Source organism: Paraburkholderia azotifigens (genome assembly GCF_007995085.1).
In the GTDB taxonomy this organism is placed as follows: domain Bacteria; phylum Pseudomonadota; class Gammaproteobacteria; order Burkholderiales; family Burkholderiaceae; genus Paraburkholderia; species Paraburkholderia azotifigens.
The window spans coordinates 965515-980781 of record NZ_VOQS01000003.1 but is presented as its reverse complement, the minus strand read 5'-3'; the positions used below and the strand labels follow the sequence as shown (position 1 = coordinate 980781).

At 62.8% G+C, this 15267-nt stretch carries 13 protein-coding genes; 9 read left to right on the top strand and 4 right to left on the bottom strand.

The window, feature by feature from the left end; genetic code table 11:
• Positions 1-47 precede the first annotated feature (47 nt).
• Together FRZ40_RS21630 and FRZ40_RS21625 are read right to left on the bottom strand one after the other, a co-directional pair.
• Positions 48-920 carry a sulfurtransferase gene (locus FRZ40_RS21630; RefSeq protein WP_028363635.1) on the bottom strand — a complete coding sequence of 291 codons (873 nt, stop codon included), beginning with the start codon at positions 918-920 and terminating at the stop codon, positions 48-50.
• Positions 921-1031: 111 nt separating this feature from the next.
• Positions 1032-2138 carry an aromatic ring-hydroxylating oxygenase subunit alpha gene (locus FRZ40_RS21625; protein WP_028363634.1) on the bottom strand — a complete coding sequence of 369 codons (1107 nt, stop codon included), beginning with the start codon at positions 2136-2138 and terminating at the stop codon, positions 1032-1034.
• Between the two features lie 286 nt (positions 2139-2424).
• Between FRZ40_RS21625 and FRZ40_RS21620 the strand changes: the two genes are divergently transcribed.
• From FRZ40_RS21620 to folE2, 4 genes are all read left to right on the top strand, one after another.
• The gene (locus FRZ40_RS21620) at positions 2425-2742 is read left to right on the top strand and encodes an exodeoxyribonuclease VII small subunit (RefSeq protein WP_028363633.1); all 318 of its coding nucleotides are present in this window, start codon (positions 2425-2427) and stop codon (positions 2740-2742) included.
• The gene (locus FRZ40_RS21615) at positions 2739-3632 is read left to right on the top strand and encodes a polyprenyl synthetase family protein (protein WP_028363632.1); all 894 of its coding nucleotides are present in this window, start codon (positions 2739-2741) and stop codon (positions 3630-3632) included. The genes FRZ40_RS21620 and FRZ40_RS21615 overlap by 4 nt, the downstream gene beginning before the upstream one ends.
• Positions 3633-3728: 96 nt before the next feature.
• The gene (gene dxs / locus FRZ40_RS21610) at positions 3729-5627 is read left to right on the top strand and encodes a 1-deoxy-D-xylulose-5-phosphate synthase (RefSeq protein ID WP_028363631.1); all 1899 of its coding nucleotides are present in this window, start codon (positions 3729-3731) and stop codon (positions 5625-5627) included.
• Between the two features lie 148 nt (positions 5628-5775).
• Entirely contained in the window at positions 5776-6582 is an 807-nt protein-coding gene (gene folE2, locus FRZ40_RS21605; RefSeq protein WP_028363630.1) for a GTP cyclohydrolase FolE2, read from the top strand.
• A 732-nt stretch (positions 6583-7314) separates the two neighbouring features.
• Here folE2 and tsaD read toward each other — a convergent pair.
• A complete protein-coding gene (gene tsaD, locus FRZ40_RS21600; protein ID WP_147235528.1) occupies positions 7315-8340 on the bottom strand; it encodes a tRNA (adenosine(37)-N6)-threonylcarbamoyltransferase complex transferase subunit TsaD in 1026 nt (341 codons plus the stop codon).
• A 113-nt stretch (positions 8341-8453) separates the two neighbouring features.
• Between tsaD and FRZ40_RS21595 the strand changes: the two genes are divergently transcribed.
• The 4 genes from FRZ40_RS21595 (at position 8454) to dnaG (ending at position 12713) form a co-directional block, all read left to right on the top strand.
• Positions 8454-9671, top strand: coding sequence for a BaiN/RdsA family NAD(P)/FAD-dependent oxidoreductase (locus tag FRZ40_RS21595; protein WP_147235527.1), 1218 nt, complete (start codon positions 8454-8456; stop codon positions 9669-9671).
• A gap of 109 nt (positions 9672-9780) precedes the next feature.
• A complete protein-coding gene (rpsU, locus tag FRZ40_RS21590; RefSeq protein WP_147235526.1) occupies positions 9781-9993 on the top strand; it encodes a 30S ribosomal protein S21 in 213 nt (70 codons plus the stop codon).
• Between the two features lie 288 nt (positions 9994-10281).
• Positions 10282-10728 carry a GatB/YqeY domain-containing protein gene (locus FRZ40_RS21585; RefSeq protein WP_028369461.1) on the top strand — a complete coding sequence of 149 codons (447 nt, stop codon included), beginning with the start codon at positions 10282-10284 and terminating at the stop codon, positions 10726-10728.
• Between the two features lie 104 nt (positions 10729-10832).
• Positions 10833-12713: a DNA primase gene (dnaG, locus tag FRZ40_RS21580; protein WP_147235525.1), complete on the top strand. Its 1881-nt coding sequence runs from the start codon at positions 10833-10835 to the stop codon at positions 12711-12713.
• A gap of 31 nt (positions 12714-12744) precedes the next feature.
• Here dnaG and FRZ40_RS45080 read toward each other — a convergent pair whose 3' ends face one another.
• Positions 12745-13089, bottom strand: a complete 345-nt coding sequence (locus FRZ40_RS45080) for a hypothetical protein (RefSeq protein WP_028369463.1) — start codon at positions 13087-13089, stop codon at positions 12745-12747.
• Between the two features lie 49 nt (positions 13090-13138).
• Here FRZ40_RS45080 and rpoD point away from each other — a divergent pair, with 49 nt between their 5' ends.
• Positions 13139-15196, top strand: a complete 2058-nt coding sequence (rpoD, locus tag FRZ40_RS21575; protein ID WP_420873876.1) for an RNA polymerase sigma factor RpoD — start codon at positions 13139-13141, stop codon at positions 15194-15196.
• Positions 15197-15267 lie beyond the last annotated feature (71 nt).

Genomic DNA, 15267 nt, shown 5'->3' with positions numbered 1-15267 from the left:
GCGGCGTGGGCATTCGCACGATGCCCGCGCCGCAAAAGCGCTACCTGTTACGGATTGGCGCCCGTCGCCACTGGCCGCGCCGTGTCCGAACTCCATTCGCTCCAGGATCCCGGATACAACGCCGCACCATGCATGCCGGCGATTTCCATCGCGAGCGCATTGTGGCACGCAGTGACGCCCGAGCCGCATTGAAGCACCACGTGCTCGGCCGATACGCCCGCAGGAATCACCGCGTTGAACTCGTCGCGCAGCGTGTGAGCGGACTTGAAGCGGCCGTCCGCCGTCAGGTTGTCCTTGAAGAAGCGATTGCGCGCGCCCGGAATATGGCCGCCGACGCGATCGAGCGTCTCGTTCTCGCCGCGATAGCGATCGGCCGCACGCGCGTCGATCACCACGCGCTCTTTGGTGCCGATGTTGCGCTCGACTGCCTGTGCATCCACCGTCACGGCAAGCGGGGCACCTGCCTTGAAATCGCCTGCCGCCTTGGGCGGCGCGTCTTGCGTCAGCGGCTGGCCGGCCGCTTCCCAGGCCTGCAGGCCGCCATCGAGCAGCGCGACGGAATCGTGACCCAGCCAGCGCAGCAGCCACCACAGACGCGCGGCGTACGTGCCGCCTTGCGCGTCGTACGCGACGACCTGCTGGCCTTGCTTGAGACCGAGTGCGACGAGACGGTTGACCAGCGCCTGCCGGTCCGGCAACGGATGCCGCCCGTTGCTGCCCGTCTTTGCGCCGGACAGGTCGCGGTCGAGATGAAGGTAGTGTGCTTGCGGCAGATGACCCGCCGCGTAGGCCTGCTCGCCCGCTTCCGTGTCGACGAGGTCGAAACGGCAATCGGCGATGAACACGCTGCCGGGCGCGGCGGCGAGACGTTCGGCGAGATTGCCTGCGGAGATCAGGGTGGTGTAGTGAGTGTGTGGCATGACGGCTCCTGAGAGACTGGCTTCGGCTGCGCCGAACGATATCTCTAGTCTAAACAAAAAAGACGGGCCGAAGCCCGTCTTTCCTCGTTCATAGCCGTTCGGCCAGGTGCATCAGATCGTGCCGAGTTCGCGGCGCAGGAACTCGTGGAAGTGCTGCATGCCGTCTTCCATCGGGCTCTGGTACGGACCGACCTGCGATTCGCCACGGTCCAGCAGCGCGCGGCGGCCTGCGTCCATGCGCTCGGCGATCTCGTCGTCTTCACGCGCCGTTTCCATGTATGCGGCCCGCTCGGCCTCGACGAAGTCACGCTCGAACAGCGCGATTTCTTCAGGGTAATAGAACTCGACGATGTTCGTGGTGTGCTGCGGGCCGCGCGGAATCAGCCACGACACGACGAGCACGTGCGGATACCACTCGATCATGATGCCGGGGTAGTACACCATCCAGATTGCGCCGAACTCGGGCATCTTGCCTTCGCGGTAACGCAGCACTTCGTCGTGCCATTTGCGATACGTCGGGCTGCCCGGACGCGCGAGCTCGTTGTGCACGCCAACCGTCTGCACGCTGTACCAGTCGCCGAACTCCCACTTCAGATCGTCACAATTGACGAAGCTGCCGAGGCCCGGATGGAACGGTACGACGTGATAGTCCTCCAGATAGACCTCGATAAAGGTCTTCCAGTTGTAGTTGCACTCGTGCACTTCGAAGTGATCGAACATGTAGTCCGTGAAGTCGAAATGCTTCGCCGTGCCGAGGCGCGTCAGATCTTTCGCGACGTCGCGTCCCTGCGATTCGAACAGCAGGCCGTTCCAGCTTTGCAACTGCGAGGCGCCGAGATTCAGGCAAGGGTTGTCGGCGAAATGCGGCGCGCCGAGCAACTGACCGTTCAGGTCGTAGGTCCAGCGGTGCAGAGGACAGACGATGTTCTCCGTCTGCCCGCGGCCGTTCAGCATGATCGCCTGACGGTGACGGCATACGTTCGACAGCAGTTCGATCTGCGACTGCTGGTTGCGAACGAGCACGCGCCCCTCGCTTTCGCTGGGCAAGGCGAAATAGTTACCCGCTTCGGGAACCATGAGTTCGTGCCCGACGTAGCGAGGACCTTTCTTGAAAAGGGTTTCGAGTTCGCGCTGGTGAAGCGCCTGGTCAAAGTAAGCCGTGACTGGCAGCTGGCTGTGGATAGCCTTCAGCTGCAATGCATTGCTCAGATTGGACATTCCCACTCCCGATGAAGACGTGAAAGCAGTGAACAACCCAACCATCGAAGATTCGATTTAGGGAGCCCGCGATTATACCTGTTTCCCCCTCCTTGGGGCGACTAAGTGCCTGATTTGGGTTAAAAATGTCGTGGAAGTTCGCGATTTCGACGCGCAAACGTTGGATTTTTTTCTATCGTCCGAAGTGTTGCGCAAGCGTCGCGCCAAGTGCCATTGGTGCGCTTACAGGTCGGAAATGTTGCTTTTGCCGTAGAATGTCCGACTTGTTTTAATTTTGCGACGATTCATGGCGAAGACGGCTCCCACCGATACGGCTGGTTTGTCCCCCACCAGCGCGGAAGGTTCCGACAATACCCCGCTGCCCGAAAGCTACGAGGCGGCGCTGGCGGAGCTGGAAGGGCTCGTCGGGCGCATGGAGGGCGGCAGCCTCAACCTGGAGGAGTCGCTGTCGGCTTACCGGCGAGGCGCCGTGCTCGTGGCGTTCTGCCAGCAACAGCTCGAGAAAGTGGAGCAGCAGGTGCGTGTCCTCGATGGCGAGACGCTCAAGCCGCTTCCCGTGAACACTGCAGGTACAACCGCTGGCGACAGCGGAGACGATCTATGACCTTCGAACAATGGATGCGCTCGGTGCTGGACCGGGTGGAGAGCGCACTCGAACAATACTTGCCGGCCGAATCGATCGAGCCTGCCGGGCTGCATGAAGCGATGCGTTACGCCGTGCTTGGCGGCGGCAAGCGGGTCCGCCCGTTGCTTTGTCATGCTGCAGGCGAACTGACGGGTGCGAAGGCCGAGGGCCTCGACGCGGCGTCGGCGGCGCTGGAGATGATCCACGTCTATTCGCTCGTGCACGACGACATGCCCTGCATGGACGACGACGATCTGCGCCGCGGCAAGCCCACGGTACACGTCAAATATGACGAAGCGACGGCGCTGCTGGTCGGCGACGCGCTGCAGTCGCAGGCCTTCGTTGCGCTGACATCGGATGTGTTCTCGCCGGCGCAGCAGGCCGCGCTGGTGCGCGAACTGGCGCTGGCGAGCGGCTCGATCGGCATGGCGGGCGGCCAGGCGATCGATCTGGCGAGCGTCGGCCATACGCTGACGCGCCCGCAGCTCGAAACGATGCACCGCCTGAAGACGGGCGCGCTGTTGCGCGCGGCCGTGCGCATGGGTGCGTTGACGGGCCAATTGGACAACGGCGGGCCGGATGCGAAGGCGCTGCAGGCGCTTGACGCCTATTCTGCTGCCGTGGGCCTCGCGTTTCAGGTCGTCGACGACATTCTCGACGTCACGACCGATTCCGCGACGCTTGGCAAAACGGCTGGAAAGGACGCGAAGGACGGCAAGCCGACCTACGTGTCGATTATCGGGCTCGACGCCTCGCGCACGCTGGCTGCGCAACTGCGCAGCGACGCGCACGACGCACTCGCACCCTTTGGCGCCCGCGCACAGCGGCTCGCCGAGCTGGCTGACCTCGTGGTGAACCGGGTCAGCTGATGTAGCTGTAACGCGAAAGCCCGCCGCCCGCACAAGACTTTTCGGGTGTGCGCGAATGAAGTGCGGGCGCGTAAGTTTTCCTACAATGGAACGACGATGTACGACTTGCTGAAAACCATTGACGACCCCGCGGACCTGCGCCGCCTCGATCGCCGCCAGTTGCAACCGCTTGCAGACGAGTTGCGTGCCTTCGTGCTCGACAGCGTGTCGCAGACGGGCGGCCACCTGTCGTCCAACCTCGGCACGGTCGAACTGACGATCGCGCTGCACTACGTGTTCGACACGCCGCGCGACCGCATCGTCTGGGACGTGGGTCACCAGACCTATCCTCACAAGATTCTGACGGGACGCCGCGACCAGATGTCGACGCTGCGCCAGCTCGGCGGCATTTCGGGCTTTCCGAAGCGCGACGAGTCGCCGTACGACACGTTCGGCACCGCGCATTCGAGCACGTCGATTTCGGCGGCGCTGGGCATGGCGATCGGCAGCAAGCTGCGCGGCGAAGACCGCTTCGCGATCGCCGTGATCGGCGACGGCGCGATGACGGCGGGCATGGCCTTCGAGGCGATGAACAACGCCGGCGTCGAAGACGACGTGCCGCTGCTCGTCATCCTCAACGACAACGACATGTCGATCTCGCCGCCCGTGGGCGCGCTGAATCGCCACCTCGCGCGCCTGATGTCGGGCCGCTTTTACGCGGCGGCGCGCGCCGGTGTCGAACGCGTGCTGCGTCATGCGCCGCCCGTGCTCGACCTCGCGCGCAAGCTGGAAGAGCACGCGAAGGGCATGATCGTGCCGGCTACGCTGTTCGAAGAGTTCGGCTTCAACTACATCGGACCGATCGACGGTCACGATCTCGACTCGCTGATCCCGACGCTGCAGAACATCAAGGAACTGCGCGGTCCGCAATTCCTGCACGTCGTGACGAAGAAGGGCCAGGGCTACAAGCTGGCCGAGGCCGATCCCGTGCTGTATCACGGCCCGGGCAAGTTCAATCCCGCCGAAGGCATCAAGCCGTCGACGACGCCGGCCAAGAAGACCTACACGCAAGTGTTCGGTGAATGGCTGTGCGATGCGGCCGAGCTGGACTCGCGCGTGGTCGGCATCACGCCCGCGATGCGCGAAGGCTCGGGCATGGTCGAGTTCGAGAAGCGCTTCCCGGATCGCTATTACGACGTCGGCATCGCCGAGCAGCACGCGGTGACGTTCGCGGGCGGCCTCGCGACGGAAGGCATGAAGCCCGTCGTCGCGATCTACTCGACGTTCCTGCAACGCGGGTATGACCAGCTGATTCATGACGTAGCGCTTCAGAACCTGCCCGTTGTGTTCGCAATCGATCGTGCAGGCCTCGTCGGCGCGGACGGTGCGACGCACGCAGGCGCCTACGATCTCGCGTTTATGCGCTGCATTCCGAACATGACGGTCATGGCCGCGTCGGACGAAAACGAATGCCGCCAGATGCTGTACACGGCGCTGCAGCAGCCGAATCCGACGGCCGTGCGCTATCCGCGCGGCGCGGGCACGGGCGTCGCGACCGTCAAGCAGATGGCCGCGCTGCCGCTCGGCAAGGGCGAAGTGCGCCGGCAGTCGACGCAACCGGCCGGTAAGCGCATCGCGATTCTCGCGTTCGGCACGATGGTCGCGCCGTCGCTCGCGGCTGCGGAGCAACTGGATGCAACCGTCGCCAACATGCGTTTCGTGAAGCCGGTCGACGCCGATCTGGTGCGCGAACTGGCCGAAACGCACGACGCGATTGTCACGGTCGAAGAGGGCTGCGTGATGGGCGGCGCGGGCTCGGCGTGCGTGGAAGCCATGATGGAGAGTGGGGTTATCCGACCCGTACTACAATTGGGCCTTCCCGATCGCTTCATCGATCACGGAGATCCCGCCAAGCTGCTCGCGTCGTGCGGTCTGGACGCTGCGGGCATCGCGAAGTCCATTCGTGAGCGATTTGTGGAGCACGCAAGCGGCAAGTCGGTGAAACGCGTCGCTTAAGATCAGCGGGCCATCCGGAACGGAACAGCGGCTCGCGGCATCTACTCCAATATGAATCGGCGGGTCGCGTACCCGTCGGGCTCCGCCGGCGCAAGCCGGCGGTTGTCATTTTGCGCGTCGATTCGCGCTGCCAGTTGAGGACAAGAACATGAACCAGATGAACCCTGCCTTCGTTATGCCCGACGTGCAAAGCACGCTCGACACTCGCCAGATTCCGATTCAGCGGGTCGGCGTGAAGGCGGTGCGTCATCCGTTGACGGTTCGCACGCCGGACGGCAGCGTGCAGCCGAGCGTCGGCACGTGGAATCTCGACGTTCATTTGCCCGCCGAAGTAAAGGGCACGCATATGTCGCGCTTCGTCGCGCTGCTCGAGGAGAACAAGGCGCCGCTGGATTCGTCGGTGTTCCGCGCGATGCTTGCGTCGATGCTGGAAAAGCTGGAAGCGCCTGCGGGCCGTATCGAAGTGTCGTTCCCGTATTTCGTCAACAAGACGGCGCCCGTGTCGGGCGTGCAGAGTCTGCTGGACTACGAAGTGACCTTGATGGCCGATGCGCGCGACGGCGCAACGCGGTTGTTTCTGAAGGTTCTGGTGCCTGTGACGAGCTTGTGCCCGTGCTCGAAGAAGATCTCGCAATATGGCGCGCACAACCAGCGTTCGCATGTGACGATCAATGCCGAGCTCATCGACGATGTGGCTGTCGAGGATCTGATTCGTATCGCTGAGGAAGAGGCTTCTTGTGAGCTGTGGGGCCTGCTCAAGCGGCCCGATGAGAAGTTCGTGACCGAGCGTGCGTATGAGAATCCGAAGTTCGTCGAGGACCTGGTGCGCGATGTCGCGCAGCGGTTGAATGCTGATCAGCGGATCATTGCCTATGTGCTCGAAGCTGAGAACTTCGAGTCGATTCATAATCACAGTGCTTATGCTGTGGTTGAGCGCGATAAGCGCTCGGTTTAAAGGTTTTGTTTTTTTGGGGTTTTTCGCTGGCATCCGCGGTTTCGTATCGGTGCTGCACGCGTTGCCCCAGTGCGGGGCGGCACCTACTTTTCTTTGCCGCGGCAAAGAAAAGTAGGCAAAAGAAAGCCGCTCACACCGCCAGTCCTTCTTCCTGCCTGCGGGCCCCCTACGGGTCCCGCACTCCACACGGCATCGCACTGTCTCACGCCCGTTGCCCGCGTACTAACTCACGCCTCACCCACTTCACACTCCCGCGTCACGGACTGTGTTAGCAGAAGTCCACGGCCGCCCAGGTGGCAAACAGTGTGTAGGCCATCGCGATGGAAGTGCACCACTCCGGACTGAAAAGCGGGATCGGTGTCGTAGGAGCGCGAACGCGTAAGGTGCGACAAGCTACACACCGTTTGCCACCTGGGCGGCGCAGACGGATCGCTGCCGTTGGCTGTGCTACGGGCGACCGGAGTGGGTGAGGCGCCTGTTAAAGGCGCTGGCAACACGCGTGGAAAAGCACGATGCCGTGTGGAGTGCGGGACCCGTAGGGGGCCCGCAGGCGATGACTAGCATTAGCGGGGTTAGCCCGCTTTCTTTGCTTACTTTCTTTGCGGCGGCAAAGAAAGTAAGTGCCGCCCCGCACAGGGGCAACGCCTGAAGTACCGATACGAAATCGCGGATGCCAGCGAAGCACGGACGCCAGCGCAGCACGGATGCCACCGCAGCGAAAAACAAAAAACGTCACACAGAAAGTGACGCCAAATCCCATCGAGGCTTAACGGTAAAAGCATAGTCACTAACAGCCTGCGCAGGCCACCGCTGCAACCTCAGCGCTCCGGCGAGAGCAATCATCGCGCCATTATCAGTACACAGCGACAAATCCGGATAATGGACATCGAACCCGCGCTTCTTCGCGGCAGAAGATAAAGCCTCGCGCAACTGGCGGTTCGCGCCGACCCCGCCCGCCACCACGAGCCGCTTGAGCTTCGTCTTCTTCAAAGCTGCCAACGACTTGGCCACCAATACCTCGACGGCCGCATCGACGAAACCCCGCGCAAGATCGGCCTTGGCCTGCTCGCAGACATTGCTGCCCAACTTCTTCATCTGCGTCAGCACAGCCGTCTTGAGCCCGCTGAAGCTGAAATCGAGGTCGCCGGAATGCAGCATCGGACGCGGCAGCACGACCGCGCCCGGCGTGCCGAATTCCGCCATCCGCGAGACTTCCGGCCCACCCGGATAGCCTAGCCCAAGCAGCTTCGCGGTCTTGTCGAACGCTTCGCCCGCGGCGTCGTCGAGCGTTTCGCCGAGCGTCTCGTAGACGCCGATATCCGTCACGCGCATCAACTGCGTGTGGCCACCCGATACGAGCAGCGCGACGAACGGAAACGGCGGCGGCGCGTCGACCAGCAGCGGCGACAGCAAATGCCCTTCCAGGTGATGAATCCCGATGGTCGGCTTGTCCCACGCCATCGCCAGCGAATTGGCGATGCTCGCGCCCACCAGCAGCGCGCCTGCGAGCCCCGGCCCTTGCGTGTAGGCGATCGCGTCGATGTCGCCGCGCGCCGCGCCCGAGCGCTCCAGCACTTCCTCGAGCAGTGGCAGCGCGCGCCGGATATGGTCGCGAGACGCCAGTTCCGGCACGACGCCGCCGTACTCGCGATGCATCGCGATCTGCGAATGCAGCGCGTGTGCAAGCAGCCCGCGCTCCGTGTCGTAGAGCGCGAGGCCAGTTTCATCGCAGGAGCTTTCTATGCCGAGAACGAGCATGATTCGACCGCCGATCGGGCGCCTGAAACGCTACCCGAAACATCAAAAAGGAGCCTGAAAGTATAGCAGCGCGGGCAAGGCGCCGCCGGACGCGCCGGTTACAATGCAGCCCCATGGAATCCTTCGATATCGCCGTAATCGGCGCGGGCGCGGCGGGCATGATGTGCGCAGCGGTGGCGGGGCAGCTCGGCCGGCGCGTCGTGCTGATCGACCACGCGCAGCGGCTCGCCGAGAAAATCCGCATCTCGGGCGGCGGCCGCTGCAACTTCACGAATCTGTACGCCGGACCCGCCAACTATCTGTCGTCGAATCCGCATTTCTGCCGCTCCGCGCTGGCGCGCTACACGCCGCGCGATTTCATGGCGCTGCTCAAGCAGCATCGCGTGACGTGGCACGAGAAGCACAAGGGCCAGCTGTTCTGCGACCAGTCGAGCGATGCCGTCATCGATGTGCTCAAGAGCGAGTGCGACGCGGGCAACATCGCGTGGCGCCGGCCGCTCGCCGTCGAGCAGGTGCGCCACAGCGATCCCGACGGCTTCGTGCTCGATACCCACGCCGGTCCGATCCGCGCGCGCGCGCTCGTGATCGCGACGGGCGGGCTGTCGATTCCGAAAATCGGCGCGACCGATTTCGGCTACCGCATCGCCAAACAGTTCGGCCACAAGCTGATCGACACGCGTCCAGCGCTCGTGCCGCTGACGTTCGCAGCCGCCGACTGGCAGCCGTTTTCGGAGCTGTCGGGCGTGTCGCTGGAGGTGCATCTGGCGACGGGCGCGAAGAAAACGGGCGGCGAGTTCATCGAAGATCTGCTGCTCACGCATCGCGGGCTGTCGGGCCCCGGTGTGCTGCAGATTTCGAGTTACTGGCAGCCGGGCGAGCCCGTGCATATCAATCTGCTGCCCGAGCAGGACGCCGTCGCCGCGCTGCTGGAGGCGAAGGGCACGACGAAGCGCCAGATCGGCAGCCTGCTCGCCGAATGGGTGCCGACGCGCCTCGCGCACGTCTGGCTGCAGACACACGGCGTGCCCGCCGAAGCGCGTCTTGCCGATCTTCCCGACAAGGCGCTGCGCCGGGTCGGAGAGGCGCTGTCGCGCTGGACGCTCACGCCGAGCGGTACCGAAGGCTACAAGAAGGCGGAGGTGACGCGCGGCGGCGTGGATACGCGCGAACTGTCGTCGGCGACGATGATGAGCGCGCGCGTGCCGGGCCTGTATTTCGTCGGCGAGGCCGTCGACGTGACGGGCTGGCTGGGCGGCTACAACTTCCAGTGGGCATGGGCGTCGGGCGTCGCGGCGGGGCAGGCGGCGGCGGAATTCACGGGCGGCGCATAGCCATGCGGACAAGGCCGCACAGCCGTGAATCGGGGGCTTGACAGTGCCATACGATTGTGGGAAACAGCTGCTATACTTTCCAATCTTTTCCACGCTCCGTTATTGAAAGATGACGACTATCCGCGTAAAAGAAAACGAGCCTTTTGAAGTCGCAATGCGCCGCTTCAAGCGCACGATAGAAAAGAACGGTCTGCTGACCGAACTCCGTGCACGCGAGTTTTACGAGAAGCCGACATCCGAGCGAAAACGAAAGAGGGCAGCGGCGGTAAAGCGCCATTTCAAGCGCCTGCGCAGTCAGCAACTGCCCAAGAAGTTTTACTGATTCAACGTGAAGTCGTGGCTCTTGCCCGGTATCTCCGGCGAAAGCGGCGGCTCACACAAGGTGACGGCGCGGGAGCTGGCTGGCGCTTGCGGTAATGAACCCATATCGCCCGGGTGCGCTTCAGTTGCGCGAAGGGTGTTCCGGTCAAAGCTCCGTAAGGCCGCATCCAGATGCACGGTTCATCGCGTATTTGGCACTAACCCGCTTGAGGAACGATCCCAAGCGGGTTTTTGCGCTCTGCACCGCGTCTTCACCCGTTTTTCAAACCTCCACGCATTCAGGTGAACGATGAGTCTCAAGGTCCGAATCAACGACGATATGAAAGCAGCGATGCGCGCGCGCGAAACCGAGCGGCTCGGCACGATCCGTCTGCTGCTCGCTGCCATCAAGCAGCGTGAAGTCGACGATCGCGTGGAACTGGACGATGCCGGTATCACGGCTGTCGTCGACAAGATGATCAAGCAGCGCAAGGATTCGATCGCCCAGTTCGAAACGGCTGGCCGCTCGGATCTCGTCGACAAGGAAAAGGCCGAACTCGACGTGCTGAGTGCCTACATGCCGGAGCAGCTCTCGGACGCGGAAATCGCCGCCGAAGTTCAGGCGGCCGTTGCGCAAGTCGGCGCCGCCGGCCCGCAGGACATGGGCAAAGTGATGGGCGTGCTCAAGCCGAAGCTCGCCGGAAAGGCCGACATGACGGCCGTGTCCGCGCAGGTCAAGGCCGCGCTGTCGAAATAAGTCTTTTATCGCCATTCGCCGTGCGCGCGCCCGGTTCCGGCGTCGCGCATGGCCGGGTGCGGTCCGCACCCATGCCTCATCCCTTATAAGGCCGCGTCTGCACTGTGATTCCGCATTCCTTCCTGCAAGACCTGCTGAACCGCGTCGATATCGTCGACGTGGTCGGCAAGTACGTGCAGCTGAAAAAGGGCGGCGCGAACTTCATGGGACTCTGCCCGTTTCACAACGAAAAGAGCCCTTCGTTCACCGTTAGTCCGACTAAGCAGTTCTATCATTGTTTCGGCTGTGGCGCGCATGGCACGGCTATCGGCTTTCTGATGGAGCACGCCGGGCTGTCGTTCCCCGAAGCCGTCAACGACCTGGCGCAATCCGTTGGTCTGACCGTGCCCCAGGAGCCTTCGCCGATGCGCGGCGGCGGTTCGGGCAGTTCAGGCGGCGAAGGCTATGCGCCCGCCGTATCGAAAGCCGTCACGACGGCGCTGTCCGACGTCATGCAGACGGCCAGCGATTTCTACAAGGCGCAGTTGCGCGGCGCGCCGAACGCGATCCAGTACCTGAAAAAGCGCGGCCTCACGGGCGAAATCGCGAAACGCTTCGGGCTCGGTTATGCGCCCGATGGCTGGCAGAACCTCGAAGCCGCATTCCCCAACTATCGGGACGATGCGCTAGTCGAGTCGGGTCTCGTGATCGTCAGTGAGAAGTCCGACGCTCAGGGTCAGAACCGCCGCTACGACCGCTTCCGCGAGCGCGTCATGTTCCCGATCCGCAACGTGAAAGGCCAGGTGATCGGCTTTGGCGGGCGCGTGCTGGACGGCGGCGAACCCAAGTATTTGAATTCGCCCGAAACGCCTTTATTTAACAAAGGCAGCGAACTGTACGGCCTGTTCGAGGCGCGGCTCGCGATCCGCGAGCAGAAGTACGTGCTGGTCGTAGAAGGGTATATGGACGTGGTGGCGCTCGCGCAGCTGGGCTTCGAGAACGCGGTTGCGACGCTCGGCACCGCCTGCACGCCGATTCATGTGCAGAAACTGATGCGGCAGACGGACACCGTGGTGTTCAGCTTCGACGGCGACTCGGCGGGGCGGCGCGCGGCGCGCCGTGCACTCGACGCCTGCCTGCCGCATGCCGCCGACAACCGCACCATCCGCTTCCTGTTCCTGCCGGCCGAGCACGATCCCGACAGCTATGTCCGCGAATTCGGTACGGAAGCGTTTGCGGAACAGGTGCGCCGCGCAATGCCGCTGTCGCAGTTCCTGCTTAACGAAGTGCTCGCGGGCAAGGAACTTGACCAGCCGGAAGGCCGCGCCCGCGCGCTGTTCGACGCGAAGCCGCTGCTGCAGATGCTGCCCGCCAACGCGTTGCGCGCGCAGATCATGCATATGTTCGCGGACCGGCTCGACGTGCCGTTCGAGGAAGTCGCCGCGCTATGCGAAGTCGACGCGCGAATCGCGGCCGTAGCACGCAGCGCGCCTGCCCGCAAAGACCGGCGCAGCGTAACGGGTCTCGAGCAGCGGGCACTGCGCAATCTGGTCATGCATCCGCGCATCGTAGCGGTGCTGGACGAAGACGAAGAGAAGGCGCTGCTGGCCGTCACGCGGCATGGCGAACTGTTCGAGGAAGTGACGACGCATGCCCGCGGGCTGGGCGACACGGCCGAATTCCAGTTGCTGTCGGACCTGTTGCGAAACGGGGCTAATGCCCCCACGTTCGAGGAAATCTTCCGGGAAATTCTGGACTATGATGAAAACGTCCGGGATCTGCTGTTGAAGAATCCCGAAGACGCCGCAGTTGTTGAAGAGCGCCGTGAACACGAGCGCCTCGCCGGGGAAGAGTTGAAAGCGGCCATTCTGAAGATGCGCTATGACGCATATAGCGAACGGCTGACCGAACTCTCGCGCCAGTCGAGCCTTACCCCGGAGGAGTTGAAGGAGTATCAGGAACTGGACAGGACACGCGCCGACATCAAGCGTCAGCGCGGGCAGTGAACGGGAAGGGCTGAGACCCCAAATGCTATAATTATAGGATTTCAGCGGTTTTGTTTTTCTCCAGGCAAAGGCGATAAAAGGCGATTGCAATGGTAAAGACTACAGGCGGAAAAATGGCGACAGGCAAGGGCTCCGAGGAGCCGAACAAGCCCACCAGGGTCAGTGCAGCCGGGTCCAATTCTTCCGCCCGTAAAGCGTCAGCCGAAACCGCCACGCCAGTTGCCCGGAAAAAAGCCTCGACCGCTTCGGCCGCGCGAGCGGCATCGGTGACCTCGAAGTCGGTGGCGTCGGTTTCGAAGCGGCAGGGAGTCAGTAGCGAAAGGGAAGCGGATGTCGCGCAGGACGATGCGGCTCCCCGCGAGTCTTTGGTATCCACGGTTCAACCGGCTGTTGTCCAGCAGCCGGCAGTCGAGACTACAGCCGGTATGGCGAACTCCATGACGAAAAAGCTGAACGAAGTATCCGTCGATGACGACGCATCCCAGAGCGAAGAAGCTGCAGCAACCCCCGCTCCGGGCAAAGGCGAAAAGGCCAAGGCACGCGACCGCCGCGCAAAGGAAAAGGCGCTGCTCAAGGACGCGTTCGCGTCTTCGCAGCCTGGCACCGTCGAGGAGCTTGAAGAGCGTCGCTCGAAGCTGCGCGCGCTGATCAAGCTCGGCAAGGAGCGTGGCTTCCTGACCTACGGCGAGATCAACGACCACCTCCCGGACAACTTCACGGAAACCGAGGCGATCGAAGGGATCATCAGCACGTTCAATGACATGGGTGTCGCCGTCTACGAGCAGGCGCCCGATGCCGAAACGCTGCTGCTGAACGACAACGCGCCGAACGCTTCGTCGGACGACGAAGTGGAAGAGGAAGCCGAAGTCGCGCTGTCCACCGTCGATTCCGAATTCGGCCGCACGACCGACCCGGTGCGTATGTACATGCGCGAAATGGGCACGGTCGAACTGCTGACGCGCGAAGGCGAAATCGAAATCGCGAAGCGCATCGAAGACGGCCTGAAGCATATGGTGATGGCCATCTCGGCGTGCCCGACGACGATCGCTGACATCCTCGCGATGGCCGAGCGTGTCGCGAATGAGGAAATTCGCATCGACGAACTCGTCGACGGCCTGATCGACGTGAACGCGGAAGATACTGACGGCTTCTCCGAGCAGGAAGCCGAGGCGATCGAAAGCGAGGCGGAAGAAGAGGAAGAGGCTGACGAGGAAGAAGAGGAAGACGACGACGGCTCCGCGCAAGCGACGGCCAACGCCGCCCAGCTCGAAGAACTCAAACGGCTGTCGCTTGAAAAGTTCGCGCTAATCAGCGAGTGGTTCGACAAGATGCGTCGCGCGTTCGAAAAGGAAGGCTACAAGTCGAAGTCTTACCTGAAGGCGCAGGAAACGATTCAGGACGAGCTGATGATGATCCGCTTCACCGCGCGTACCGTCGAGCGTCTGTGCGACACGCTGCGCGCGCAGGTGGACGAAGTGCGTCAGGTCGAGCGTCAGATCCTGCATACGGTCGTCGACAAGTGCGGCATGCCGCGCGCCGAGTTTATCGCGCGTTTCCCGGGCAACGAGACGGACCTCGAATGGGCCGACAAGATTGTCGGCGAGAACCATGCGTACAGCGCGATCCTGTCGCGCAACGTGCCGGCTATACGCGAACAGCAGCAACGTCTGCTGGATCTGCAGGCGCGCGTGGTGCTGCCGCTGAAGGATCTGAAGGAAACCAACCGTCAGATGGCGGCGGGCGAACTGAAAGCACGTCAGGCGAAGCGTGAAATGACGGAGGCGAACCTGCGTCTCGTCATCTCGATCGCGAAGAAGTACACGAACCGCGGCCTGCAGTTCCTGGATCTGATCCAGGAAGGCAACATCGGCCTGATGAAGGCCGTCGACAAGTTCGAATATCGCCGCGGCTACAAGTTCTCGACGTACGCGACGTGGTGGATCCGTCAGGCGATCACGCGTTCGATCGCGGACCAGGCGCGCACCATCCGTATTCCGGTTCACATGATCGAGACGATCAACAAGATGAACCGCATCTCGCGTCAGATTCTGCAGGAAACGGGCCTTGAGCCGGATCCGGCAACGCTGGCCGAGAAGATGGAGATGCCGGAAGACAAGATCCGCAAGATCATGAAGATCGCGAAGGAGCCGATCTCGATGGAAACGCCCATCGGCGACGACGACGATTCGCATCTCGGCGACTTCATCGAGGACACGAACACGGTTGCGCCGTCGGATGCCGCGCTGCACGCGAGCATGCGCGATGTCGTGAAGGACGTGCTCGATTCGCTGACGCCGCGCGAAGCGAAGGTGCTGCGCATGCGGTTCGGCATCGAAATGAGTACGGACCACACGCTCGAAGAAGTCGGCAAGCAGTTCGACGTGACGCGTGAGCGTATCCGTCAGATCGAGGCGAAGGCGCTGCGCAAGCTGCGCCACCCGAGCCGTTCGGACAAGCTGAAGTCCTTCCTCGAAGGAAACTGAGCGAGATTGCGCATCGGCGCTGTGGCGCTACAACGGGGCTTGCCGATCGTTTTGTTCAGCGAAGCGATCCC